Origin of the sequence: Aquimarina sp. MAR_2010_214 (assembly GCF_002846555.1) — a bacterium.
Lineage (GTDB): Bacteria > Bacteroidota > Bacteroidia > Flavobacteriales > Flavobacteriaceae > Aquimarina.
Genome location: NZ_PJMS01000001.1, coordinates 1662695 through 1689120, shown reverse-complemented (window position 1 = coordinate 1689120; position 26426 = coordinate 1662695). Strand labels below are relative to the sequence as shown.

Sequence of the window (26426 nt, the reverse complement as noted above, 5' to 3'; positions counted from 1 at the left end):
GTTATTCATCTCTCAACGCGATTATAGGTTTTATTCTAGCAGCTCTTCTTGCCGGAATATATCCTGCCAAAAGTCCAAAAAATATCAACACCATTGTTGCTGTCATAATAATACCTGTATCAACTTTTGGGTTAAGAATAAAAAAGTCTTCGAGATTATTACCTATAAGTTTTAATGCCAAAATCCCTAAAATTAACCCAAGATATCCTGCTACAGATGTTATCAAAACTGATTCCTGAAGTACCATAGCTATTATTGATTTTGGCGATGCTCCCAGTGCTTTTCTGATTCCTAATTCTTTGGTACGTTCTTTAACACTAAACGTCATAATATTACCAATACCTATAACTCCCGAGATTAGAGTACCTATACCAACAACAAATATGATCATATAAATACCTCCAAGAATAACCATGGTTTCCTTAATATCTTCCGCAAAACTTCTTACCCTGATTGCACTTTGATCATCTGGTGCTACTTTAAATTTTTCCTTGAAATCTTCTTCAATTTTTTTAGAAAATGCAATAGCTTGCTCAGTACTCATAGCCATATTATAAGATAAGTTGATCTGATCAATATGATCATTATTTCCATAGAGTAATTGAACAGTTTTATAAGGTATATAGATTATTCGTTCTTCATTATCACCTCCACTATCTTGAAAAACTCCAATTATTTTATAAGCGATCCCATCTACATTTAGCATTTTACCTAAGGCCTTTTCATTTTTAAAAAGGTCTTTCTCTACTAATCTTCCAATAACAATGTTCTTGGTACGCTCGTTAATATCTGATTGATTAAGATATCGCCCATTCATCATTATGGTTTTCTCGAGATATTGGTGATCGGGATGTACTGCTCTTATACTATAACTACCAGATTCTTTTTTATATTTTGCAGAACCGTTTCTATATACTCTTGGGGTAGCAAACTCAACTTTACCAATATAATTACTTTTTATAAATTCGAAATCTTCGTTTTTAAACTGAATTCTTCTATTTTCCTGAAAGCCTTTATATGCTTTTGATGTATTCCCGCCACGAATAAATATAATATTTTGAGCATCGTCCACAAAACTGCTTAAAAAACTATTAAGAAGACCATTACCCAATCCTAATAGAATTGTGAAGATCAGAATTCCTAAAGCCACTGTAAATCCAGAAAGGAATGTACGCAGTTTATTTTTTCCTATAGCTTCAAATATTTCACCCCATCTATCTCTATCAAACATATTGAGATGCTCTAACCTGTTCTACTTCTTTATCTTCTACAATAACACCATCTTTAAGGTGTACTATACGTTTACACATGTCGGCAATATCTGGCTCGTGAGTTACCACTAATATGGTTTTACCTTCATCATTGATATTCTGAATGATATCCATTACTTCATAGGAGGTTTTACTATCCAAAGCTCCCGTTGGTTCATCTGCCAATAATACTTTAGGATCTGCAGCTAGTGCTCTGGCAATTGCTACACGTTGTTTTTGCCCTCCAGAAAGTTCACTTGGTAAATGTGTTGCCCATTCTGCCAACCCAACTTTACCAAGATAATCCATTGCTGTATCAATTCTTTCTTTTCGTTTTTTGCGTTGATAGTATAATGGAAGAGCAACATTTTCTAAAGCTGTCTTATAATTAATCAAATTGAAAGATTGAAAAACGAATCCCAGAAATTTGTTACGATACTGTGCTGCTTTGGTTTCATTTAACCCTTTGATAGGAACCTCATCTAAAAAATAGCTTCCACTATCTGCCTCATCCAGCATTCCTAAGATATTTAATAGTGTAGATTTTCCAGAACCCGAAGATCCCATTATAGCGACCAACTCGCCCTCTTTTACGTTAAAATCTATTCCTTTGAGTACATGAAGCGAATTGCTTCCCATCTGGTAAGATTTATGTAAGTCTTTAATTTCAATCATAATACTGGATTAAGATTTGTAAGGCAAACCACCTTTGCAAAATTGAGACCCACTAGCCTAAAATACTGTATAGTATTTAGATTAATCTTACAGTTTTTCTCTGAAGACTTATTGATTGGTTAGTGTTGTCTTTTTACATAAGACTAACTACATGGTATTTTTGTTACATCTTTTCTTGTTATGAAAATGTTAAAAAATTAAGAATTCTATAATTAAGGCTTTTTTGTAGTTGCCGATTTTCTTTTATTTCTATAAATAACATACCCTACAACTCCAATTAATACATATGGTATAATCATTAGGTATACAATCCCATTATTGATTCCTTTTGCTGCCTCCTGTCCTTCTCCGTTTTCCAGAACCGCTCTACACATTGCACATTGTGCCTCTACCGGGGTGGCAAATACCAAAAAAAGAGTTAGTATGTAAAAAAATTTTATTCGCATATATTTACTTAAGCTAAACATAATATGGTGATATCATAAAATATACAATCACCCCTGTAATAGCTACATATAACCAAATTGGAAATGTTATTCTTGCCATTTTCTTATGGGTATCAAATCGTTTTGCTAACGCTCTTACATAAGTAATTAACACAAAAGGAATAACTACAATAGACAAGATTATATGAGTGACCAAAATAAAATAGTATATATACCGTATCACCCCTTCTCCTCCAAATCGAGTAGAGTCACTTGTCATATGGTATGCAATATACATAAGTAAAAACAGCACAGAACATAAAATAGCGGTTTTCATAAGTCTCTCATGTAGTATAATATTCCTGTTTTTTATTGCCCATAAAGCAGCTAGTAAAATTACAGCAGTTAAACCATTAATAGTCGCATATATTGGCGGCAAAAAGGTAAGAGGTTGCACATCAAACCCAAGTTTTCTTAGGTTAACTCCAAATAGTGCTGCTACTGCAAGAGGAATAAAAACCGATAAAATTACAATCCATTTATTGTATTTTTTTTCTACATCTGATATGTTGTTGCTACTCATTCTTGTTTAATAGTTTCTTTATATCTTCTAATAAGATGGTTATCTGCTCTTCTTCTCCGTTTTCATCTACTTTTTCCTTTACACCAATTGTTCCTCTATAGTAAATAATTGGATTACCTGAGGCATCATATCTTGACCGTATATATCCTTCCTGATCAATTAATGCAAAATAACCGTTATGCTCAAATCCACCAGGCACACTAGGATTTTCAGCAGCATAAATATTGAATCCTGCATTAGCAAGTTCATAGATATCTTCTCTATCTCCTGTCAAAAAATGCCAATCTGGATCTGTTACTTTATACTTCTCTGCGTACTTCTTAAGTCTTTTTGGAGTATCATGCTTAGGGTTGATCGTAAAAGAAGCAACTCCAAAATTTTCATAGTCTTTTAATTGATTCTGAAGGTAAACCAAATTTTTACTCATTTTAGGGCATATCGTCGGGCAACTAGTAAAGAAAAATTCTGCTATATACACCTTACCTTTATAATCATGATTAGTAATTAAAATACTATCCTGATCTAAGAATGCAAACTCAGGAACTTTTTTTAGCTCTTCATTAATTTTTATATAACTAAGTTTTTCATTAGCAACAGGGTTACTAGCACTCATCCTATCGTTTTTAACAATCGAAGTACTTTTGATTCTATTTACAATCTTTGGGATAAAAATAATCCCAAAAACTAATATAATAAACGATATCCCGATATATGAATTCTTTTTCATGCGTCTACTCTTTATTTATCTTTGCGATCTGCTTTATATTTTTTTAAAGCTAAACGATACTCTGCAAGAATCACTTTTACATCATCACTCATGACATTTGATAAATCAGCAACAGAGCTCGCATCATAACCATATACTTTTGATTCATTTTCTTTTAACTCACCATCTCTACCTCTTAACCCTCTATTTTTGTCGATTATATACACATACTGTGTAGCTAAATTATCATCTAATTGATGTGGTGTCTTTAAGCTCTTAAACAAGGCTTCTATACTTTCTGGGGTACCAAAAACAAAGTTCCACTCAGAGACATCGGTGATATTATCTAATTCGTCCAATAATTCCTTTGCAGTGTTCTCACTACCATAAGGTAAAACCATTACAAATTGAAAATCTCGAAAGCCATGATTTTTTTTATAAATCTTTTGATTTAGATTAAAAGCATTTCCTTGTTTATTATGTATGTTTTTTCCTAAAAAACCAAGTACAGTAATTTTATCAGAAAAACTAACCTCTTTCTTGGTTAACGGTTCAAAACTTTTAAGATCCCCTACAGATTCATTCAGCACAGGAAGTTTGGCAAAATTATGTACTCCAGAAGCAAAAAACAAATAAGCCACTAAGGGCAATACAAACAAGACTCCTAAGACAAGAAATTTTTTCATTTAGTAGTAACTTTATTTCTCCTTAAACAATTAATTAGAAAGTTAATTATCACAAAGTTGTTATTCAAGGTTTCTAACGTAACCTCAGAACAACAGTGCAAAAATAAAAAAAGACGGTTTAAAAAACCGTCTTTTTACAATGCTTTTAACTTACATGTTTACAGAATTAAAAATCCCAACTTACATGCCCGTTTTTGAAGACTTCAAATACATAATCTCCCTCGGTAAGCAATATAAATATCAAGTAGCAAATTAAGAAAACCCCAGTCCAAACAACTGATCTTCTTAAGCCCTTCGTTTCACCTTCCATATGCATAAACGCCCAAGTGATATAATATGCTTTATAAATTGTAAGAATAATAAAAATCCAGTTTAATAGTTTCATACTAATTAAAGTAGTTTCTACTAAAAATGCTGGTTTTATAATTCCGAGTATTACTTCTACTATTGTAACCACAGATAATAGGATAAATACTTTCCAGATTCTTCCTGTATTTGATTCGTGATGTGCTGTATCGTGTGTCATGCTTATATACTAAATTTTTATTAAACCAGGTAAAAGAATGTAAATACAAATACCCATACCAAATCTACAAAGTGCCAGTATAAACCAACCTTTTCTACCATCTCATAATTCTTTCTTCTTTCATAAGTTCCAAGAATTACATTAATAAAGATGATAATATTAATAACTACTCCAGAAAACACGTGAAAACCGTGAAAACCTGTAATAAAGAAGAAGAAGTTGGCAAATAATGGAGTACCATACTCATTATGAGTAAGGTTTGCTCCTTCTACAATACCAATAGCATCTGCCTGCATTCTTTTTATGGACTCTGTTCTTGATAAGATTGTTTTCTCTCCTTCTTTCGTAAGAGTTTGAGTTCTTACTAAAAGATCTTTTCTTTTTGCAAAACCTGTTCTTATTTCTTCGATAGTATAGGTAGGAAGAGTTCCTTCTTTTTCATACCAGATTCCATTTTTTCTTTCGTGTTGGGCTCTATCTTTATGCGTATCGATAATTGCGATATCTTTTAAACCTACTCTATGGCCTTCTGCATCTACAAATTGTAAAATTTGTCCTCCTTTGGTTTCTACCGCACCATATTCTCCTTTGATAAAGTTTTTCCACTCCCATGCTTGTGATCCTACAAATATTGCCCCACCTATTATGGTCAAAAACATATAAAAGATCACTTTTTTCTTTTTCATATGGTGTCCCGCATCTACGGCTAATACCATAGTTACCGAGGAAAAAATCAGAATAAAAGTCATCAAAGCCACATAATACATTGGAGCATCTACCCCATGTAAGAATGGAAAGTGATTAAACACTTCATCGGCTATTGGCCATGAATCTATAAACTTAAATCGTGAAAAACCATACGAGGCAAGAAAACCTGAAAATGTGAGTGCATCCGAAAGGATAAAAAACCACATCATCATCTTACCATAACTTACCTTGAGCGGTTGATTACCACCTCCCCAAGTTTTATCTTCAGTACCTGTTTTAGTAACAGCTGTTTCCATATAAAGAATTTGGTATTGTTAAATTTCCACAAAAATAATCAATTTTATCATTTCACCTGCTCAAATTTATTTTTTAATTGCCACAGGTGTATTTCTTTAAAACAATCTCTTTTATAGTATTACATCAATGATCCGAGATCATTTGACAAAATATAAAAACAAAAAGAGATAAACCCACAGAAAATCAACAAAATGCCAGTACATAGCACCTAGCTCTAAACCAAGTGTTTGACCTGTTTTATATTTTTGTTTAAAATGATTATAAATTACAACTAAAAGCACTATAAGTCCTCCAACGATATGTGCTAAGTGTGTTACCACAATAATAAACATAAATGTAGTAACGATATTTGATGTTGGACCTGTAAAATGATATCCTTGCGTAATAATATCACTAAACCCTTCAAACTGCAAGAATATAAATATGATTCCTAATGCAAGTGTAGAGAGCAATAATAGCATGGCTAAGCCTCGATTATTTTTTTCAATCGCATTTTTCACAAAATAGAACGTAACACTACTTGCTACTATTATCAATATACTATAGATAAATGCATTTGGAAAAACAAGATCTATCCCCCAGTCTTTTCTACTTTTACTCACAACATAAGCACTGGTAAGTCCAGCAAACACCATTGCCATGCTAATCATAGCAAACCACATCATGGTTTTTTTGGACCTGTTAACTTTTTCTTGTGTTGTTCCTTGTGTTAAATCCATATTCTAACAAATTTATCTACTACATAAATGATTTGTAACAATGTAATGTACAAAACACTCATTAGCATTAATTCTTTTGCTGTTTTAGCATCTCTGATTTTATATAATCGAAAAGCAGATCTAATTAAAGTTAATCCCAAAAATAGAATAATCACACCAGAGATTGGAGTCAGATACAGTTTACCCGTAACTCCAAAAACAGGTATTAAAGAGGTCACCACAGTCCAAACTGTGTAAATGATGACTTGTACTGCCGTACCTTGATCTTTTTTACCTGTTGGAAGCATAAAAAACCCTCCTTTTTTATAATCATCAAACAGAAACCACCCTATAGCCCAAAAATGAGGAAATTGCCAAAAGAATTGAATCATAAACAATGTTCCTGGTTCTATTCCAAAATTATTTGTTGCTGCCACCCAACCCAACATAAAAGGAATGGCTCCAGGAATAGCACCAACAAAAACAGATAATGGTGTTTTTGTTTTTAAAGGAGTGTATAAACTCACATATATAAATATCGAAATCGCTCCAAACATTGCTGTTTGAGGATTAATTGTATATAGTACAGATATCCCTGCAATTGTAAAAATTGCAGCAATTGCGAAAGCTGTATTTACAGACATTCTTCCTGACGGGATCGGCCTATTTTTAGTACGATCCATCAATTTATCCAAATCTCTTTCTATAATCTGATTAAAAGCATTTGAAGCCCCTACCATAAAATAACCTCCTATTGCCAGAAGAACTAAGGTACTCCAAGAAACGGTTTCAACTCCCAACAAATACCCTGCAACAGATGAAAAAACCACACTCAATGCCAGACGCATTTTTGTAATTTCTTTAAAATCCTGAACAACAGAGATTTTTGCAGTATTCGTTTGGGTTACGCTCAAATTTTGCACGTTTTCTAAAATAGCTTTTTTTAAAAGTGGTGCAAAGATATATCTTAAAAGCATTTTAGACAACTTATAACTACTTATAATTCACCTTTTAACAAACTAAGCTGTATCACACAAGATCGTTATCAAAATTTATTTCTACAGAACATTTTGATAATCACTTTGATAGCCAAAAGTAATTTTTATACTTTATTCACGACAAACCATCATAAAAACCACATAAAATCATCTCTAATGAAAAAATTACTAATTCTCGCGGTACCTATACTTTTCTTTACTGCCAATGCACAAGATAAAGAAGTTAAAATCATCATAGATTCATTGTCTGATAATATTTATATGCTAACTGGTCAAGGAGGTAATATTGGTATTTTCAAAAACGAAAAAGGCTTGTTTATCATTGATGATCAATTTGCAAGGTTATCCGATAAAATTCTCACTAATCTAACAACAATAAGTAATCAACCCGTTACTATGGTAATCAATACACATTATCATGGAGATCACACTGGTGGAAATGAAAATATGGCGAATAAAGGCGCTACCATCTTTGCTCAGAAAAATGTGAGATCCAGAATGAAAAAAAAGCAAAAGGAAAAAGGAAATATTATCCCTTCATCGTTACCTGTAATCACATTTAACGAAGGACTACAATTATATTTCAAAGACGAAAAAATAAAAGCATTTCATGTACACAATGCTCATACCGATGGAGATGCTCTTATTTATTTTACAAATGGAAATGTATTACATATGGGAGATACCTTTTTTAATGGACGGTATCCCTACATAGATCTAAAATCTGGCGGAAGCATTGAAGGCTACATAAAAGCATCAGAAAAAGCCTTGTTTATCGCAAACGATGACACCAAAATCATTCCCGGACACGGAAAATTGGCAATGAAAAAAGATCTGGAAGCATTTTTAAAAATGCTAAAAGAAATCACTAGCGGTATTCAAAAAGAAATCGAAGCAGGGAAATCTGAAGAAGACATTACAAAAGACACTTCGCTTACGGCAACCTATGATGTAAAAGGATATGGTGATGGATTTATTAACTCAGAACGTATGCGAAAAACAATTTATACTAGTCTCACCAAGTAAAAAAAATCAATTAAAAAAGCCTGCTGATATACCAGCAGGCTTTTATCTTTAGTTCTGTATTTTAAAAACAATTGGTAACTGATACTTTACAGTTACAGCTCTACCTCTTTGTTTACCGGGTGTCATCTGCGGAAATAAATTAATCACTCTTTGTGCTTCTTTTTTTAATTTTGGATGTGCTGCTCTAACCCGGATGTTCTTAATCATTCCATCAGTATCAACATCAAACTGAGTATAAATTCTTTGCACCCCTGTTAAACCATACTCCTCTCCTAATCCTGCATCAAATTTTCTAGAAACGATTTTTCTAATTTTTTCAGAAAAACAAGCTGCCTTTTCTTTATTCGTTGCTAATTTCTCACAACCTGGAAAAATAGGAACATCTTCTACAGCCATAAACGGTAAAGTTATAGGCTCATCAACAATAGGCTCAACATCAACAATAGAATTAGGATCAAATGGCTTAGATTCGATTGTCTCATTTTTGAACACCTTATCCAGATCAGTTATCTCAGCATCATTATCAATAACTTTAAATTGCTCTGGAGCTATCACAGGTTTAGTATACTTTCTGGCAATCTCTTTTGGCCTGGGTTCTTCATAGATTTTGTAAACCCCATCCCAATCTACATCGGGTTCCTCAATTGTAAAATCAATATCGCTATCATTAACTATTGGTGTAGCGGTATACATCTCAAACATTACATAGGTAAATAAAAGACTTGCAATAAGTCCAATCTGAAAGTTCACCAATGTGCTTTTTCGTACATTAGCATCGTGCTTGTTACTCATAATATTTAGTTTTAACGTTACAATTAATCTAAATCAACAAGCATACCAAAAAAGAATCCCGTCTACACAACGTAGCGGGATTCTGATATTTTATAAAGTATTTTATTTTTAGTCCTGTACCTGAAAAACTATTGGTAGAGAATACAATACACCTACTGCTTTTCCTCTTTGCTTTCCTGGAGTCATTTTAGGTAATAACTTAACCACTCTTTGTGCTTCTTTTTGTAATCTTGGGTGTGGAGCTCTCGCTTGAACACCTACAATATTACCTCCTCTATCAATTTTAAACCTAACATAGATTCTATTAACACCGGTAAGACCTAATTCACTTCCAATTTCTGTATTAAATTTACGGTTAACAAACTTCTTAACCTTATCACTCATACATTTCTTTTTGGCTGCATTACCTCCAGCATTCTCACAACCAGGAAAGATCGGCACATTTTCGATAACTGCAAACGGTACATCAGCAATTACTTCTTCTTCATCTGTATCTTCAATTTCTTCTACCTCAACGATCTCTTCTTCCTGATTCGTTTCTGTAGACTCGATAATAGTCTCCTCTACTTCTTCCTCATCCTCTACTACATCAATAACTTCTGGTGCAGGTGGTGGAGGTGGTGGAGGTGGTGGCGTATTCAGGTTCTGAGTAATTGGCACATCTTCTTCTTCCAATTCATCAAGATTAACCTGACCTATATCTATATTGGTTCTATCATAGGTTTTCCACTCTATTCCTTGCCATGTAATAAAAAGAACTAAAACAAGTCCTAATTGAAGGAATAAGCCACTTTTCTTAGTTAAATCTGATTTTGGATTTTTCTTTGGTTCCATATTATATAATCGTTATAGGATTGCTAAAATAGCTAATTTCTTTTGTAATTTCCAACTAAAGATTAAAATGTAAAACAAAAAATAGGTTTTTTAACTTTTACACTATCTACTTTTCAATAAGAATAAGCTCCTTATCTACCTGATTTTCCGTTTGTTTTATTTAAATCTTAGTATTTTATTTTTAAACACTACAAAAACAAATACAGCAAAAACTGTACCACTTGTATTTGCAACTACATCATACCAATCAGAACTACGATATGTTGTTAAAAGTCCCTGCAAAACTTCCATTAAGACACCATATAAGATGCAAATAACCGAAGTAATAATCAGGCTATGTTTTAGGTTTTTATTCAGTTTTTCAGAAAAAAAGAAAAAAAGAACCCACGCGATAGTTAAAGTAAAATATGCAATAAAATGACCTATTTTATCCCCTCCTTCTACTTTAACCGTAACCGGGTTTATAAATTTTGCCAGCGAGGCCCAAGTAACTAGTGAGGTTAACACTATAACCAGGGTAAAAAGAATTTTATGTCGTAATAATCTCTTTATATTCATCTGCAGATAGCAATAAATCATCTATTTGAGAAACATCAGATATCTTAACCTTTACCATCCAACCAGCTTCATATGGGTCACTATTTACCAATTCTGGCTCATTTTCTAAAGCTTCATTAAATTCAATAATTTCACCAGACAATGGCAAGAATAGATCTGATACCGTTTTTACGGCTTCTACAGTACCAAACACTTCTTGTTCTTCTAATTCTTCACCGACTGTTTCTACTTCTACATAAACAATATCACCTAATTCGCTTTGTGCAAAATCAGTAATACCAATAGTTGCAATATCACCTTCAATTTTGATCCATTCGTGATCTTTGGTATATTTTAAATCTACAGGAGTATTCATTTCAAAAAAATTTATGAGTTGTTAATATTATGATGACGAAAATAAATCTATTTTATTAGATTTTGAGAAAACCAGATAAAAAATTATCAAAAAAACAACAACACACTACCTCAAACAAAAAATAATTGCAAAAATCTTAATTACCAAAGTTATATCTTAATGTAAACCCTCCTCTAATCGTAGTTTGAGGAAATGCAGTAGAAATAGAATATTTAGAAAAAGTATGATCATAAAACAGCAGTGCTGTTAAGTTTTTACTAAGTGAATAATCTGTAGTAAACTTTATTCCATAAATATCTTGTCCTGCCGTTATCTGGGTGTTTTCTAAATCAAGATATCTAATCAGCGTTTCATTTTGGCGTAGTGATAAATCAGCTCTTAGATTAAGGTCACTTTTTATCACTTTTTTCCTTCCTGCTATTCTAGTTGCAAACGTAATATCTTTTACTCTATATCCCAGCCCAATAATATACTCATTTCCTTGAATTTCGGTAAGTAGATTATTATCAAAACTTAATGACAATGCTCTATCTTTTTTCCATTCTGCAAGGATTTTGATCGAGCTTTTCATTTCCATATCTAATCGAACAAGTGGGCTAAACTGCTCAGTTAAATTAACATTAGAATATAATTCTGGGTTTCTATAGTTATCTGCCTCATCAAATTCATTTCCTCCTCTAAATTCCAGATTGGTTTGAAATTGATTAATAGTATAATTAGCTCGATATCCATGGGCTACAGAAAATCTTTTAAAACGTTTCTTAAACCATTTTAAATTCATTAAACCTGTATATTTTATATCCCAGTTAGGCAATGGAATATCTCTAAAGGCTCCTTTTTTCACTTTTTCTGGATTCCCTCCGGTATAAGCAGCCAGGAACGCTGGTAGTAAAACAGCCTGATTTGTCCTTCCATAACCATCAGGAAAGCCATCTCCATCACTATCCGTATTTGGGTTATTCCCCCGCTCTATTGCTAATCTCCTAGCAATAATTAACCTGTTTTCTCTAAATTTATCAAATGTCTCTGATGAAAATTCATCACTCTTTTTAAATGCAGTCTTAACCAGTACTGTTGATATAGTAAAATTACCGAAGGTATTTCCTGTAAGAGACTGATATGGATTATCAGTAAAAATACTACCATCAGAATTCGTATTCACTTGATAATTTTCGGTAAAGGTTTCAGAAGAATTTCTATTAGCACTAATATCTATTTTAAGCCCTTTTAACAATCCCAGAGAAGCCTGTATATTAAGTTGCTTTCCTTCTACCTCTTGATATTGTTGATTAAATTCCTGATATAACGTCAACCATCCATTACGTGCGGCAAGGTCTCGAATATCAGATTGGCTACCAAAAGTAAATCCAACTGTAGGTTTAAGAGTCCCTACAAAACCAGGTTCTCTGGTATATCCGGGAAGGAAAATACCACTATCTTGTTGATAATTTACATTTATCTTTTTCACTGCGGTAACTAACCCTATGAGGGTATTATATGCTCTATCACCAACACTCAGCTTACTTTTGCCACGTTTGGTTTTATTTTTTTGTGGACTCTCGGGTGCCCGAGCTCCTTCTTTTTTATCTTTCGAATCTTTATTTTTCTTTTTTGCGTTTTTCCTTCCTGGTTTTATTTTGGTTAATCCTACATATTTATACAATGTATTCATATCCAACGAACCGTTTAATGTATGTACATTCGCGTTCTGAACTGTATTTCCTAAATCTGGGATACCCTCTAGAGTCTTTAAAGCCTCACTCCCTTTTACCCATTGAAAATCCGCATTATATGAATAGGTTGCGCGCATAAATTTAAACACCGGTATTTTCTTAAAAGGAACTTCATAATTAACCTGAAGCTGTTGACTATGAGTATTAGGATCTCCTATATCAAAAAAGCCACTCCACACATTTATGGTATCATCGACGTTATTATTTTCATCGATGAAGTTTTTAACAATACGATTATTAGCAGAAGTAAAATTGAAATTTAACGACTTGGTCAAATTATAGTTGACCCCATATTGCCAATCAAAGAGGAAGTTACGTTGATACAACGTAGGTAACCTAATATCATCTGGTCCTAAAGTAATATCTCTAAAAACCTGTTCATTATATTGTCTGTTGATATTAGAATTTACCGAGATACTTGTAGGAAGCAAATTCACATTAAAATCTTTCACCAAATCAAAATACTTACTCTTACCCAAAAACTTAATTTTCTTAAAGGGTTCTACTTCTTTTGGCTGAAAACTAAAATCATAAGTTCCTCCCAATCTTACATTTTGGTCTAGTGATTTTTCTACCTCAAAATCACGATGATCTGCCTGATTGTATGTTCCTGAGAATGAAAAATTTTCTACATCATAGGGCATAGGTTTACCATCTCCTGTTCTCTCTTTACGTAACCCAATAACATTAAAACTCTGTCTTTTTGTATATTCTGTTGACTGTTTTTCTATACGTTCTTTTTCGGCAGGGTCAGTTTCATTATCCAATCGATCCTGAAGTTCTAAATCCTGGAATTCGGGATCAAATTGCGGAGTAATCAACTGTTCTCCACGACTATAATTAAATGGCACTTGTACTCCCCATTTTTTGGGTAATAATTGCCCTAAATTAACATTAGTAGTTAAATCATATTGTTTAAGATCTTCCCTACTTCGTTCATTAGGTCCTTGTTCAATTCCACCGAATCCAATAGTGCTAATCCTTCCTGATGCAGTAACACTTGCAAAATCTGCAATATTAGCATCTAGACTACCTACAGCAGCCCAACCGCCTCTGTTTTTAAGATCACTTAGGCGCATTTCATTATACCAAACTGTTCCTGATTGGTCACTCCCACTATCATTTTTAACACCCACCATCATTACTCGGATATCTCCAAAATTAGGATTCCCTTTAATCCCCACTCTAAGGTTATTTGGTCCTGCAAAGAAATTAAGATCATTTGCATTAAGAGTTTCATTACCCAATACATTAGATTTTATTTGCTGAAGAAATTCTAAAGGAAGGCTTAATCGGTTATTTGTTGGCCATGCTCCATCCTGAGTCCTGTCATCACGATCAGAAACTGTTAAAGGCAATTCAATCTGATAGAAATTATTGGTAAAATCATTACCCATTCTAACAAAAGCTGTAAGGTCTCCGTCCTGAATTGGAATTGTGGGTTCAGGAAGCGACTCGGCATGTAAAAACATTTCGAGATTCTCATATTGACGCATATCAACATTGAAGTTTTTATACACCCCACGGGCATCACCAGTTTGCAGGTTATTTACCGTAAGCGCCAATGATCGCTCATCTTCTCTAATAATATTATTATTGTTGTTTAATTGTTCTCGTACAACTCCAGGAGGTGTAACATAATTTGGAGTTTCTTCTGCACTAACCGAGGTTACAATTACATCACTGTTACCTGTTACATTAAGACCACTCGTTGGATCATTTGTAGCATTACCTTCTACAACATACCTTCTATAATCACCTCTCACTAAATCAAGGCTACCAAATCGTAATAAGACCGGTTGAGAAAAACCAGTAAGATACATCCTCATAAATCGTATAGATCTAAAATCACTAATATTTATAGATTTAGTAGGGTCATAAATAGGCACTTTAAATCGAATCCATCTAGTTCTTATTTCTTGTCCAGACACATTAACGGTTATCGGATCAGGAGCATCAGTAATATACCCTGTTCCACCATCATTGCCAACACCCATTCCTTTAAAAATTGGTATTTCATATTCATGATAGCTGTTAATCGTATTCATTGTATTATCCCTATTTACATCTTCTGCTGTAGGGAAGGTGGTATTTCCGCGATCATCATTAGATAAGTTAGCAGGAGAGTTACCCTCTGTACCATTATACTTATCATATCGCTGTTGAATAGTACCTCCCGCCTGAAGGAAATAGGTATAATTATCTCCCGAAGGGTCATCCAAAGATTGGAATGCCGCATATTCGGGTTTTAGTTTTTCATCCTGGTCTCCTAAACCATCAAATCCAGCATCTTGATCTACTCTATCTTGTCCATCAGAATCAAAAGCATAAATCAAAGATTGATTTACAGGGACCCTAGCATAATCAGTATCTACTGCATTACCGCTCCCCCCTTTAGGCAATCCATTTTCATATTGTTTTCTACCATCTTTAAGCACATCTTCACTAATGTTACCTAAATTAAATACAATCTTACCTCCGGGATTATTAACATCATCAAATTCAAACGGATCCATCAACCAAAACTCAATAAACTCTACATTAGACTGTTCAAAATTAGTAGATGTTAGTTGCCTAGTAATTCCTCCGAAATTATTTCTAGGATCAGGTTGTGGCAATGAATTTCCTGGAGCATATGCAGGGTTAAAATTATATTGTCCTCTTTGTTCTGGTCTGTAATTAAGATCCAATGTAAACAATGCTAAGGTTTGTCCTTGCGCAATATCGGTCTCCGGAAAAATTTCATCAATAAATACTCTTCTGGAAGCATTAGAAGCCAAATCTTGCTCAGATACACCACTTGGTCTTCCGTTACTATAAAAAATCGGATCGATAGAATACCACGATAATTTTGCTCTTTGATATCCTGATCCTATCCCATCAACAACAATATCACTAGCAGGATTATTAGGGTCACCAAATCCAATGGGTACACTTGAGAGTTCCCACGACAATGGTGAACTTACATCTATTTGCGTTTGTGCTCCTTCAAAATCATCAATATATGTGGTTACTTTACCATCAAAATTAGCTCCTCTTGGCGCTCCTGCAATCAGATACGCTCCTTCTGCTCTAACCGAAACATTCGAAGGCACATCTGTATCAATATTAGGAAGTTTATTCGCCATTCTGGTTAAAAAAGGAACCTCTGTAGAATACGCTACATTAAACCCTAGTATTGTGTTATTAATAGGCTCAAAATCATAATTAGATTTTTGAGTAATTGGTCTTTCATTCAGATTTAAATAGGTCCCTCCTATAATAAAATCATCACTAAACTTATGTTCTATATTTAATCCCGTAAAACGTTTTGTTTGTTGACCGAAGACAGCATTGTTTTCTGTAGAAACCTGAATAGGTGTATTAGATGACAGCAATGCTTCATCCAGTATATTCACTCTTCCTAATTGATAATTCACCGTATAGTCTACCCCTTCTTGCAAAGTTCTTCCTCCTGCAGTTACAGTAACAGAACCTTGAGGAACATTAAATGCCCCCAAAGGAATCCCATCTTGACCAGAAGACTTGTACCTTCCTTTTAACTGAAAGTAGTTTTTATCGGCAGATTCTTGTTCTGCTACTACTTTGGTTTTTGTATACAAATCACGAAATACGTATTTTGCTTGATTGGGATTATATGAATTAGGATTGGTATAATCTGCTCCAACGGGTCCATTATCTAATTTATCAAAAAGATACTCTCCAAATGGTTCTGTAGTAGTAAAAATAATACGCCCATTTTGTGAATCAATAGTTACTCCTGGTACATAATCAAAAAATCCATCCCCTCCTTGTACTGGGTCATTATTAGGGTTAAGACGGTCCAGGTTAAAGACTTTAAGTAGCGTTGTTTGCTCTACATCACCTGGTAATGCTACCGATGATCCTTCTGCTGCAGTAATATAATTTACCGGAGAAGGGTTTGAATATAAAATATTTAATCTAAAATCATTTTGTTCTAGCCTAAATGCTCCTGTACTATAGATGTTCTTCATCATCAGATCCCATATTGGCAATGTGACATTAACAATTGGGCTTTTAAGCATTTTAACTACCAAACTTTGACTCGAACCTACATTTGTATTCCCCGCAGTATCTCCTACGGTAGCATCTACTCCATCATTTGCAAATTCACCAACTTGAAAAACCTTTCCTCCTACTGTGTATTGATACGCAACTGCTAATACTTCATCATTATTCAACCTCTGATTTAAAGATATATATCCCAATTGAGGGTTTAGTGTATACTCACTTTGATTTAATTTTCTTGCATTTTCTAAAATTGCATAATCAAATCCTTCATTAAAATTGGTTATTGCACCAACAAATCCTTGCTGTACAGTGGGTACTTGTCGTACTGCTTCGGTAACAGGCCCGGCTGGACCAATAGTTGTTGGATCCAGATCATTGTTGCTATTATCAGGAAAAGCCCCAATACCTGTATTAAATAAAGATCCAGGTATTGTAAAATTACCTGTATCTGGTGCTTCACCTATATCCTGAAGTGCAACAATATTACGTGCGTTAGTCAAAGTCTGTGCACTTGTCGCTCTATTGGTCACCCATACTTCAATCCTGGTTATCTGAACACCTTTATTATTAATAAAAGGATAATTTGATAAAGAGTTATTATACGTATCTCTAAAATAATGTGATAAAAAGAAATGTCGGTTTTCGTCATAATTTAATGCAAAAAGTTCAAAATCTTCTACGGTTCCTCCTCCTTCTACATTTACAGATTTTGTTTCAGAACGTTGTTCAGAATACACCCCTGTAATAGTGGTTCGACCAAATTGCAATCCCATTTTGACTCCAAAAAGACTTTGTGCTCCCTGGATCAATGAGCTATTTAACGGCATACTAACATTACCTACTTCGATGCTTTGTATAATATCATCTTCTGTAGGCGTATATTCTAGTTTTAATTGATTCTGAAAATCAAAAGTAGACTCTGTGTCATAATTAGCTGTTACCTGCAGCCTAGTTCCTATTTTACCTAATAAACTTAAACTGATTCTTTGATCAAAATCGAACGTAAAATTACTTCGGTTACGAGGTGAAAAAGCAGGATTATCTTGTTTTGTATAGAGTAACCCTAAATCTATTTCTACTGATCCCTGCGGGACAATTTCAATTTCATTTCCGCCGAAAACAGATTCGAAAAAATTAGAATTGACATAAAAAATAGGAAGTAAATTCTTTCGCTTTTCTTCACTACCATCTTTTTTACCACTAAAAGCTTCAATTTTTTCTTTAAAATAAGCTCTTCGTTGCTCTTGTTCTACTAAGGCTTCGTATTCTGACGGAGTTAAGAAAATAGGATATCGTACATTAAAATCCCCAAGTTTTTCTCGATAAATATATCGATTGGTAATCGGATCGTATTCATACTTGGTTACAATACTATTTGGATCTGGTAAAGATAATGCTCCCAAAGAAAATGTAGTACTTGTCGAGTCCCGAACAGTTTGATTGTCCTGCCCCTGTAACACCCCGCTATAAAGTGCTATCAAACATACTAATATCCTAAAAAAATCAACGCGTAAGTAATTCGGAAAACTCAATGTTTTATAAATTTTTTAGTGCCTGTTTAATAATATTTTCAACTGTTTCTTTGGGGCTTCCTTTTAGAACTTTATCAACAACTTTTTCTGCAATTTTTCGATTAAATCCTAGGGTTTCTAATGCAGATAACGCTTCATCTTTGTTAGTATTGCTTTGCGACACTGAAACTTCGTCTATATTATATACTTTAAGTATTTTATCTTTTAAATCTATAATAACGCGTTGGGCAGTTTTGGCTCCAATTCCCTTAATGGATTGAATTGTAGCTACGTCATTAGAAGCTATAGCTTCTTTAATTTGATCGGGATGTAACGATGACAACATGGTTCTGGCTGTACTTGCTCCTATTCCCGAAACCGAAATTAAAAGTCTAAAAATTTCTCTTTCTGATTTTTCTGCAAAACCAAATAAGGTATGAGAATCTTCTTTTACCTGCAGATGTGTATATAACTGTAGCACTTCTCCCTCGGGAATTAAAGAAAAAGTATGTAATGAAATATGTAATAAATACCCTACTCCACCACAATCTATTACTACATCAGTTGGATTTTTTTCAACAAGCCTCCCCTTGATATGTGTGATCATGTATTAAGTTAATGTACTCTTTTTGAGTTTTTAAATTGCAAAATAAATCCTGATCTACATCAGGGTCATTTTTCTCTAATCTTATTTTTATTAGTAACACCAATGGTGTTACCTAAAAAACACTTTATCAGAGCATAAAATCATAATTATTTTTGCTTGAATATTAAAATTCAAGAAGAGTTGAGTGTTAAGCAACCAAATGTAATAAAATTCTACTACATACACGGGATAAAAAACACCCTTTAAAAATGCAGTTCTAAGAGCGTTTTATATTTATATTCCCGATCCCCTTCATACTTTATAGTCATCCTGGTAGACAGTATAACTGGATAGCACTGTGTTTTTTGAAATACCTGTAATTCTAAAAATACTCAAAACACCACAACTTTCTTTAAGTAAACTTGTAATTAACTTATCTATAGTGGTTTGATATGCTTTATAAGAATATAAATCTTGAAATGAAGCACGACAATCTTTATAGAAATAACGTTGTTTGCCATTTCTTTTACCTCGCTTTATACAATTTGATTGGTTACATTTTACAATTCATAACTCCAAATATAACCAAGCACCAATTTGACCCACGTAAGGATACAAAATCCTTATTTAATAGGTTCTAAGCAATTTTAAATAGGACAAATAACATAAACAAGCCTCAATCAAGAGGCTTGTTTATTATATAAATCACTAATAATCAAACCTAAAAATATGCCTTTTTTCAAAAGCACCAGTTTAGGATATTACCAACGTAAAGAAGCCTGAATTCTTAAGAATTCAGGCTTCTTTACTGAATATATTATTATTTAAACTACATCTGGCATTAATGATACTTGCAAATCTCTTTTTTCCTTTTGCTGGGCATCGATAACGGCAACTGCAGCCATATTAATCATTTCTTCTACACTTGCTCCTAATTGAAGAATATGAACCGGTTTATTCATTCCCATCATAATAGGTCCGATCGATTCTGCATTATTAATCTCGCTTAATAATTTATAATTACTATTGGCCGAATCCAAATTAGGAAACACCAAAGTGTTTACTTTTTGTCCGTTAAGTTTAGAGAACGGAAATTTATCTTTTCTCATCTTTCGGTTCAGCGCAAAATTCATTTGCAACCCTCCATCTACAACGAGATTAGGGTAGTACCTATGCAAATATGCTACCGCATCTTGTACTTTGGATGCTGTAGGGTGTTTTGAAGATCCAAAATTAGCATATGAAATCATCGCAACAACTGGTTTAACACCAAACATCTCAACAGTTCTTGCAGTCATTTGCGCTATTTTTGCCAATTCTTTTGAAGAAGGATCAATATTAATAGAGGTGTCACTTATAAATAACGGGCCTTTATTAGTCATCATAACATTCATAGTTGCAATACGAGTTGCTCCTTTGGCAAGTCCTATAAGATCCATCATCGGTTTAACCACGGTTGGATAACTTCTCGAATATCCTGAAAGCAGTGCATCTGCATCTCCTTCATTAACCATCATTGCGGCAAAATAATTACGCTCTCGCATCAATTTTTCGGCATCATAGAGAGTAATCCCTTTGCGTTTATTGGTTTCCCAATATTGCTTGGCATACCTGTTTTTACGGTCACATTCTTCGTCCGCTTTTGGGTCGATAATATCAATATCAGAAGGGTCGAAATCAATCTCCTTCATCAATTCAAGGATGATATCTTTACGCCCCAATAAAACAGGAAAAGCAATACCCTCTTCTTTTACGGTTTGTGCAGCTTTTAGCACATCCAGGTGGTCTGCTTCAGCAAAAACAACACGTTTTGGGTTTGTTTTTGCCCTGTCTAATAGTAATCGTACTAGTTTGTTATCATTACCCATTCGTTCCAACAATTCATCTTCATACTTTTCCCAATCGGTAATAACTTCTGTTGCTACACCACTCTCGATAGCTGCTTTGGCTACCGCAGGAGGCACTTTTGCAATAAGTCTTGGATCAAAAGGTTTTGGGATGATATAGTCTTTACCAAAATTAAGACGTGTTTCACCATATGCTATATTTACTTGCTCAGGAACAGGTTCTTTGGCTAACTCGGCTAATGCTTTTACTGCAGCCATTTTCATTTCCTCATTAATTGCCGTAGCTCTTACATCTAGAGCTCCTCTAAAAATAAAAGGAAATCCTAATACATTATTTACCTGGTTAGGATGATCACTTCTTCCCGTAGCCATGATCACATCTTTACGTGCCTTTATTGCCAGGTCATATTTTATCTCAGGATCTGGATTAGCCATAGCAAAAACAATAGGGTTCTTTGCCATAGTTACCAACATATCTGGAGTTACCAGATTAGCCATCGACAAACCGATAAATACATCTGCATCCTTCATGGCATCCTCGAGATCATTGAGATCCCGATCTGTAGCAAATTCTGCTTTCTCTGGAGTAAGATTATCGCGATCTTTGCGAATTACACCTTTGCTATCGGTCATGACAATATTTTTGGCTCTGGCGCCAAAAGCTTTATATAATCGTGTACAAGATACTGCAGCAGCACCTGCACCACTAACTACGATCTTTACTTCTTCAATTTTTTTATCTGCTATTTCTAATGCATTTATTAAGGCCGCGGCCGAAATTATCGCTGTACCGTGTTGATCATCATGCATCACTGGGATATCCAGTTCTTCTTTTAATCGTCTTTCGATCTCGAAGGCCTCGGGAGCTTTAATATCTTCGAGGTTGATTCCTCCAAATGTTGGGGCTATATTTTTAACCGTTTCAATAAAAGCATCTACATCTTTGGTATCTACTTCGATATCAAACACATCAATATCGGCAAATATTTTAAACAGTAGTCCTTTTCCTTCCATTACAGGTTTTGACGCTTCGGGGCCAATATCTCCTAATCCTAATACTGCTGTACCGTTTGATATAACAGCAACCAGATTTCCTTTTGCTGTATATTTATAAACGTCTGCCTTTTCCTTTTCGATTTCTAAACAAGGTTCGGCAACACCGGGAGAATATGCCAAAGACAAATCTCGCTGAGTTGCATACTTTTTTGTAGGAACGACTTTAATTTTACCTGGGGTAGGCTTGGCATGATATACTAATGCTTCTCTTCTTTTACTTTCGATACTCATACTAAACAAGATAAATGTGCTAATAAAAATAAAGATCAAAATACCATAACTACGTGATTTGCGGTTATGGTATTTTGATACTAATATATATACAAAGGTACAAGTCTGTTTGAGATGCAGAAATTAATATAAAGGAATCTTTGCGGAAAATCAGAATTGAGAAAAAACACCCTGCATTTAACAATTTTATTAAAGATTTATCACTTAATCACTCGTTTTGCTGAATATTTTACCAGCATTCAACAAATACAATTTACCTTCTCTCTAATCCCCAAATAAGAAATCAATATTTCTTTGTAACCCAGTGAACTTGGTTCTTTTTACTGCAGATTTCTGAAACACCTTTGAAAATACTTCTTGTGTAATCTCTTGCCAATCTTTTTTTGACATCTCTAATAATTCGGGTTTCGGATTAAAAAGTGGTTCATTATGGGGTTTAGAAAAACGATTCCACGGACATACATCCTGACACACATCACAGCCAAACATCCAGTCTTCAAATTGATTTTTATAACTATTAGGAATCTCTTCTTTAAGCTCTATCGTAAAATAAGATATACACTTACTACCATCTACCACATAAGGTTCTACAATTGCCTGTGTAGGGCAAGCATCGATACACGCTGTACACGTACCACAATGATCTGTAACAGGAGTATCATATTCTAAATCAAGATCTATGATTAGCTCTGCAATAAAATAAAAAGAACCTACCTGCTGTGTTAACAGGTTACTATTTTTACCTATCCAACCCAATCCGCTTTTTGCAGCCCAGGCTTTATCCAATACAGGTGCTGAATCTACAAAAGCACGTCCTTGTACCTCACCAATTTCTTCTTCAATAAAATGTAATAACTGCTTCAGCTTATCTTTAATTACAAAATGATAATCGGTACCATATGCATATTTCGATAATTTAGGTGCTTCGGGATCTTTTTGTTTTTCTGAAGGAAAATAATTGAGCAGTAAGGATATCACACTTTTTGAATCATCCACCAATTTAGTAGGGTCCAAGCGTTTATCAAAATGATTTTCCATATACCGCATTTCACCATGCATATTCTGGTTAAGCCATTTTTCTAAACGTGGAGCTTCCTGTTCTAGAAATTCTGCTTTAGAAATTCCGCACGACAGAAAACCCAGGCGTTTTGCCTCGGATTTAATACGTTGAGTGTATTTGGTTTTAGAATTCAATTACACTTCTTCTTTATGGTCAATTTGTTTTTCTGGGTATTTATTCATGATCTGAATTCCTTTCTGTATCACCAAAGATGTAGGTAAAGTTATATTTTCGCCTCGATCTGTAACCATAAAAAGATAAAAACCTGTAATATCCTGCACTTCTCCGGTCCAGTCAAAATCTTTATCCAAAACTCGTATCCTATCTCCTATCCTAACAGGATGACTAAAAAACAAAATAATACTAGCTGTAAGATTAGATAAGATCGACCATTGTGCAAAAAAAGCAATCCCTAATACCGCCAATACCGAAGACATAAAAACACTGAATTGTTTGAACTCTACTCCCCAAATAATTACCAAAGCTATCCCTGCGATAAGGTAATGAATTAGGTAAGACAGGTTACGTATTAGTTTTCTTCGATCGGCATTTATAGATTTTAATTTTGCAAATTTTTTGATTACTCTTTTTGTTATCAGCAACACAAAAAATAATAGTATCAATACTATTATGGACAATAAAATTTCATCTCTATAAACAATCATCATTTGATTTATTAGCGTATGGTATTTTTATGTGTACAAAAATACACAAATATAAAATGTAGAAGAAAAGTGTTAGAACTACTTTGATTTGTTTAAGGCCCTTCGTCTTAAAAAATTTATCGCATTGTAAATTTCACAACACTATTTTGAGGCTTTAAGGTGATCAATGGTTTAATCTCGATTTGATGGCGATCCGTATGTATTTTATACTTCTTAACTAAAGCACTTATTGCCAAAATCATTTCATACATTGCAAAATTGTTACCGATACACATTCTGGGCCCTGATCCAAAAGGGAAATACCAATCAGAATATTCTTTTTTATCAATATCCGGATGAAAGCGATCAGGGTTAAATTTATCTGGATTATTCCAAAAGCTTTTGTTTCTGTGGATTTCAAAAAAAGAAATCAGGATAGTAGTTCCTTTTTTAAGCTCTAGATCTTGATAATTATCTTCTTCAATAGTCACACGATCAGAAAAATAAGCAGGTGGATATAATCGCATTGCTTCTTCTATACATTGTTTTGTGTATTGAAACCTTGCTATTTGCTCCATAGGTCCTAAATCATCGGTAATTTCAGACACCTCTTGATATACTTTTTCCTGAATCTCGGGATGAAGTGCCAGTAATACTGTAGTAAAGGTTAATGCATTAGATGTAGTTTCATGACCCGCTACAAACAGAATTAGAATTTCATCTATCAACTGCTCATTATCCATCACACTATCGTCATCGTATTTGGATGTTAGTAACATATCCAATAGATCATTATGTACCTTACCAGAGTTTCTTCTTTCTTCTATAATTGTATTAAGAATATCTCTGGCTTCCTGAGTTAGTTTAAGTGTATTTTTAATTTTTCCGCTTAAGTAAAACCACCATCGTTTATAAGGCTGTCGTATTTCTTTAACCAAAGATTTCTGAGCTGCTTCTGTTATATATTGCAATCGTGAAATCGTATTCCCTTGGGTATCTGTATACCCAAATAATGATTTCGCAACTACCTTGAAAGCCAAATCACTCATTACAGGAAAAATATCGATCTCTTTGTTAGGTGGTATTTTAAAAAATTCTTCTTCAATTACATCTTTGATGGTATGTATTAAAGATTCTAGTTTTTTCTTATGAAAAGCGGGTTGAATTAAGCGTCTTTGTTTTAACCATTTTTCTCCTGTAGAAGTTAATAATCCTTCCCCTACATATTTAGCTAAATCTTTTGTTTGTAATGTAGATTTATTATATCGTCTATGTTGTTTTTGTAGCATATGCTTAGTAAAACCAGCATCACGAGTAAAAATCACTGTCTTTCCCAGTCCTAACTGGACTTTAAAAACATCTCCATGTTTTTCAAAATTTTCATGATGAAAAGGAAGTGGGTTCTTAAGAATACGACTTGCATTGTTAAGGACTTTAAAAAAAGAGACTGTTTGGAGATCGGTATTCATTTTACTATAGTCTTGTATCTAATTTGGAAATAGCACTAATTAAAACAATCCTCCTTGAATCCCTCCTTTTACTCTTCCCAAGTGTTTGTATGCTGCTTCTGTTACTTCTCTACCTCGTGGTGTACGCATAATAAATCCTTGTTGGATCAGGAAGGGTTCATATACTTCTTCGATTGTTTCTGGGCTTTCACTAACTGCAGTTGCTATCGTCGTTAATCCTACCGGGCCTCCTTTAAACTTATCGATCAAAGTTAATAAAATCTTATTATCCATTTCATCCAAACCATGAGCATCTACATTAAGTGCTTTTAAGGCAAATTTTGAGATTTCGATATCTATCTTTCCATTTCCTTTAATTTGTGCAAAATCACGTACTCTACGCAATAAAGCATTAGCTATTCTAGGTGTTCCTCTACTTCTACCTGCTATTTCGATAGCCGCTTCCATAGAAATGGGTACATTGAGTATATACGCACTTCGTTGTACGATAGTAGATAACAATTCTGTCGTGTAATATTGTAATCTTGACTGAATCCCAAAACGGGCTCGCATAGGCGCGGTTAATAGCCCAGAGCGTGTTGTTGCTCCAACCAGAGTAAATGGATTCAAATTAATTTGAACTGTACGCGCATTAGGGCCACTCTCGATCATAATATCGATCTTATAATCTTCCATAGCAGAATACAAATACTCTTCTACTATAGGACTCAATCTATGAATTTCGTCTATAAATAATACATCTCTATCATCGAGATTAGTTAATAATCCGGCTAAATCTCCAGGTTTATCCAAAACTGGTCCTGAAGTAACTTTAATCCCTACTCCTAATTCATTGGCAAGAATATGAGCCAGTGTAGTTTTACCCAAGCCAGGAGGGCCATGAAAAAGAGTATGATCAAGAGCTTCATCTCTAAGATTTGCTGCCTGAACAAAAATCTTTAAATTTTCAAGAACTTGATCCTGTCCTGCAAAATCATCAAAAGCAAGAGGTCGTAATGCCTTTTCTATATCCAGGTCTTCATTAGAAAAATTCTCGTTTGTGGGATCAAGGTTTTCGTTCATTTATAAAGTCTATTTATCATCAAGCCGACAAGCTCTATATCGGAATTAATTTTACTTATAATAATTTAATAGGTAGCT

The 26426-nt window shown here is 33.9% G+C and carries 22 protein-coding genes; 1 reads left to right on the top strand and 21 read right to left on the bottom strand.

What is annotated here, in order from left to right:
- Position 1: 1 nt before the first annotated feature.
- The 10 genes from ATE84_RS07230 to cyoE all read right to left on the bottom strand — a co-directional run bounded on the left by ATE84_RS07230 (position 2) and on the right by cyoE (position 7468).
- Positions 2 to 1231, bottom strand: coding sequence for an ABC transporter permease (locus ATE84_RS07230; RefSeq protein WP_101447128.1), 1230 nt, complete (start codon positions 1229 to 1231; stop codon positions 2 to 4).
- The gene (locus tag ATE84_RS07225; RefSeq protein WP_101447126.1) at positions 1224 to 1925 is read right to left on the bottom strand and encodes an ABC transporter ATP-binding protein; all 702 of its coding nucleotides are present in this window, start codon (positions 1923 to 1925) and stop codon (positions 1224 to 1226) included. The genes ATE84_RS07230 and ATE84_RS07225 overlap by 8 nt, the downstream gene beginning before the upstream one ends.
- Before the next feature lie 212 nt (positions 1926 to 2137).
- Positions 2138 to 2371, bottom strand: a complete 234-nt coding sequence (locus tag ATE84_RS07220) for a hypothetical protein (protein WP_101450887.1) — start codon at positions 2369 to 2371, stop codon at positions 2138 to 2140.
- Between the two features lie 13 nt (positions 2372 to 2384).
- Complete coding sequence (locus ATE84_RS07215) at positions 2385 to 2933, bottom strand: DUF420 domain-containing protein (protein WP_101447124.1); 549 nt, start codon at positions 2931 to 2933, stop codon at positions 2385 to 2387.
- Positions 2926 to 3660, bottom strand: a complete 735-nt coding sequence (locus tag ATE84_RS07210; RefSeq protein WP_101447122.1) for an SCO family protein — start codon at positions 3658 to 3660, stop codon at positions 2926 to 2928. The genes ATE84_RS07215 and ATE84_RS07210 overlap by 8 nt, the downstream gene beginning before the upstream one ends.
- Positions 3661 to 3671: 11 nt before the next feature.
- Positions 3672 to 4325: a hypothetical protein gene (locus ATE84_RS07205; RefSeq protein WP_101447120.1), complete on the bottom strand. Its 654-nt coding sequence runs from the start codon at positions 4323 to 4325 to the stop codon at positions 3672 to 3674.
- A gap of 166 nt (positions 4326 to 4491) precedes the next feature.
- The gene (locus ATE84_RS07200; protein WP_101447118.1) at positions 4492 to 4851 is read right to left on the bottom strand and encodes a cytochrome C oxidase subunit IV family protein; all 360 of its coding nucleotides are present in this window, start codon (positions 4849 to 4851) and stop codon (positions 4492 to 4494) included.
- A gap of 20 nt (positions 4852 to 4871) precedes the next feature.
- The gene (locus ATE84_RS07195) at positions 4872 to 5855 is read right to left on the bottom strand and encodes a cytochrome c oxidase subunit 3 (RefSeq protein WP_101447116.1); all 984 of its coding nucleotides are present in this window, start codon (positions 5853 to 5855) and stop codon (positions 4872 to 4874) included.
- A 138-nt stretch (positions 5856 to 5993) separates the two neighbouring features.
- A complete protein-coding gene (locus tag ATE84_RS07190) occupies positions 5994 to 6575 on the bottom strand; it encodes a cytochrome c oxidase subunit 3 (RefSeq protein ID WP_101447114.1) in 582 nt (193 codons plus the stop codon).
- Positions 6566 to 7468 (bottom strand): heme o synthase, encoded by a 903-nt coding sequence (gene cyoE / locus ATE84_RS07185; RefSeq protein ID WP_233195763.1) that lies wholly within the window; start codon positions 7466 to 7468, stop codon positions 6566 to 6568. Before cyoE ends, ATE84_RS07190 begins: the two co-directional genes overlap by 10 nt.
- 240 nt (positions 7469 to 7708) lie before the next feature.
- Here cyoE and ATE84_RS07180 point away from each other — a divergent pair, with 240 nt between their 5' ends.
- Positions 7709 to 8578, top strand: coding sequence for an MBL fold metallo-hydrolase (locus ATE84_RS07180; protein ID WP_101447110.1), 870 nt, complete (start codon positions 7709 to 7711; stop codon positions 8576 to 8578).
- 48 nt (positions 8579 to 8626) lie between these two features.
- On the opposite strand, the gene ATE84_RS07175 is transcribed toward ATE84_RS07180, so the two are convergent.
- From ATE84_RS07175 to ruvB, 11 genes are all read right to left on the bottom strand, one after another.
- Entirely contained in the window at positions 8627 to 9370 is a 744-nt protein-coding gene (locus ATE84_RS07175; RefSeq protein WP_101447108.1) for an energy transducer TonB, read from the bottom strand.
- A gap of 108 nt (positions 9371 to 9478) precedes the next feature.
- The gene (locus ATE84_RS07170; RefSeq protein WP_101447106.1) at positions 9479 to 10204 is read right to left on the bottom strand and encodes an energy transducer TonB; all 726 of its coding nucleotides are present in this window, start codon (positions 10202 to 10204) and stop codon (positions 9479 to 9481) included.
- A gap of 156 nt (positions 10205 to 10360) precedes the next feature.
- Positions 10361 to 10762, bottom strand: coding sequence for a VanZ family protein (locus tag ATE84_RS07165; protein ID WP_158237201.1), 402 nt, complete (start codon positions 10760 to 10762; stop codon positions 10361 to 10363).
- Positions 10734 to 11117, bottom strand: a complete 384-nt coding sequence (gcvH, locus tag ATE84_RS07160) for a glycine cleavage system protein GcvH (RefSeq protein WP_101447103.1) — start codon at positions 11115 to 11117, stop codon at positions 10734 to 10736. The genes ATE84_RS07165 and gcvH overlap by 29 nt, the downstream gene beginning before the upstream one ends.
- A gap of 136 nt (positions 11118 to 11253) precedes the next feature.
- A complete protein-coding gene (gene sprA / locus ATE84_RS07155; protein WP_233195762.1) occupies positions 11254 to 18363 on the bottom strand; it encodes a cell surface protein SprA in 7110 nt (2369 codons plus the stop codon).
- Positions 18364 to 18418: 55 nt separating this feature from the next.
- The gene (ruvA, locus tag ATE84_RS07150; RefSeq protein WP_101447101.1) at positions 18419 to 19000 is read right to left on the bottom strand and encodes a Holliday junction branch migration protein RuvA; all 582 of its coding nucleotides are present in this window, start codon (positions 18998 to 19000) and stop codon (positions 18419 to 18421) included.
- An 803-nt stretch (positions 19001 to 19803) separates the two neighbouring features.
- On the bottom strand, positions 19804 to 22113 hold the full coding sequence (locus ATE84_RS07145; protein ID WP_101447099.1) for an NADP-dependent malic enzyme: 2310 nt from the start codon (positions 22111 to 22113) through the stop codon (positions 19804 to 19806).
- Positions 22114 to 22377: 264 nt separating this feature from the next.
- Complete coding sequence (gene queG, locus ATE84_RS07140) at positions 22378 to 23307, bottom strand: tRNA epoxyqueuosine(34) reductase QueG (RefSeq protein ID WP_101447097.1); 930 nt, start codon at positions 23305 to 23307, stop codon at positions 22378 to 22380.
- Complete coding sequence (locus tag ATE84_RS07135) at positions 23308 to 23838, bottom strand: mechanosensitive ion channel domain-containing protein (RefSeq protein ID WP_233195761.1); 531 nt, start codon at positions 23836 to 23838, stop codon at positions 23308 to 23310.
- Between the two features lie 116 nt (positions 23839 to 23954).
- Complete coding sequence (locus ATE84_RS07130; RefSeq protein ID WP_101447093.1) at positions 23955 to 25286, bottom strand: cytochrome P450; 1332 nt, start codon at positions 25284 to 25286, stop codon at positions 23955 to 23957.
- 39 nt (positions 25287 to 25325) lie between these two features.
- A complete protein-coding gene (ruvB, locus tag ATE84_RS07125; protein WP_101447091.1) occupies positions 25326 to 26348 on the bottom strand; it encodes a Holliday junction branch migration DNA helicase RuvB in 1023 nt (340 codons plus the stop codon).
- Positions 26349 to 26426: the final 78 nt, after the last annotated feature.

Excerpts from the sequence above, each read along its gene's own strand:
- ATE84_RS07230 (WP_101447128.1), bottom strand. The coding sequence starts at position 1,231 with ATGTTTGATAGAGATAGATGGGGTGAAATATTTGAAGCTATAGGAAAA.
- ATE84_RS07225 (WP_101447126.1), bottom strand. The coding sequence starts at position 1,925 with ATGATTGAAATTAAAGACTTACATAAATCTTACCAGATGGGAAGCAAT.
- ATE84_RS07220 (WP_101450887.1), bottom strand. The coding sequence starts at position 2,371 with ATGCGAATAAAATTTTTTTACATACTAACTCTTTTTTTGGTATTTGCC.
- ATE84_RS07215 (WP_101447124.1), bottom strand. The coding sequence starts at position 2,933 with ATGAGTAGCAACAACATATCAGATGTAGAAAAAAAATACAATAAATGG.
- ATE84_RS07210 (WP_101447122.1), bottom strand. The coding sequence starts at position 3,660 with ATGAAAAAGAATTCATATATCGGGATATCGTTTATTATATTAGTTTTT.
- ATE84_RS07205 (WP_101447120.1), bottom strand. The coding sequence starts at position 4,325 with ATGAAAAAATTTCTTGTCTTAGGAGTCTTGTTTGTATTGCCCTTAGTG.
- ATE84_RS07200 (WP_101447118.1), bottom strand. The coding sequence starts at position 4,851 with ATGACACACGATACAGCACATCACGAATCAAATACAGGAAGAATCTGG.
- ATE84_RS07195 (WP_101447116.1), bottom strand. The coding sequence starts at position 5,855 with ATGGAAACAGCTGTTACTAAAACAGGTACTGAAGATAAAACTTGGGGA.
- ATE84_RS07190 (WP_101447114.1), bottom strand. The coding sequence starts at position 6,575 with ATGGATTTAACACAAGGAACAACACAAGAAAAAGTTAACAGGTCCAAA.
- ATE84_RS07180 (WP_101447110.1), top strand. The coding sequence starts at position 7,709 with ATGAAAAAATTACTAATTCTCGCGGTACCTATACTTTTCTTTACTGCC.
- ATE84_RS07175 (WP_101447108.1), bottom strand. The coding sequence starts at position 9,370 with ATGAGTAACAAGCACGATGCTAATGTACGAAAAAGCACATTGGTGAAC.
- ATE84_RS07170 (WP_101447106.1), bottom strand. The coding sequence starts at position 10,204 with ATGGAACCAAAGAAAAATCCAAAATCAGATTTAACTAAGAAAAGTGGC.
- ATE84_RS07165 (WP_158237201.1), bottom strand. The coding sequence starts at position 10,762 with ATGAATATAAAGAGATTATTACGACATAAAATTCTTTTTACCCTGGTT.
- gcvH (WP_101447103.1), bottom strand. The coding sequence starts at position 11,117 with ATGAATACTCCTGTAGATTTAAAATATACCAAAGATCACGAATGGATC.
- ruvA (WP_101447101.1), bottom strand. The coding sequence starts at position 19,000 with ATGATCACACATATCAAGGGGAGGCTTGTTGAAAAAAATCCAACTGAT.
- ATE84_RS07145 (WP_101447099.1), bottom strand. The coding sequence starts at position 22,113 with ATGAGTATCGAAAGTAAAAGAAGAGAAGCATTAGTATATCATGCCAAG.
- ATE84_RS07135 (WP_233195761.1), bottom strand. The coding sequence starts at position 23,838 with ATGATTGTTTATAGAGATGAAATTTTATTGTCCATAATAGTATTGATA.
- ATE84_RS07130 (WP_101447093.1), bottom strand. The coding sequence starts at position 25,286 with ATGAATACCGATCTCCAAACAGTCTCTTTTTTTAAAGTCCTTAACAAT.
- ruvB (WP_101447091.1), bottom strand. The coding sequence starts at position 26,348 with ATGAACGAAAACCTTGATCCCACAAACGAGAATTTTTCTAATGAAGAC.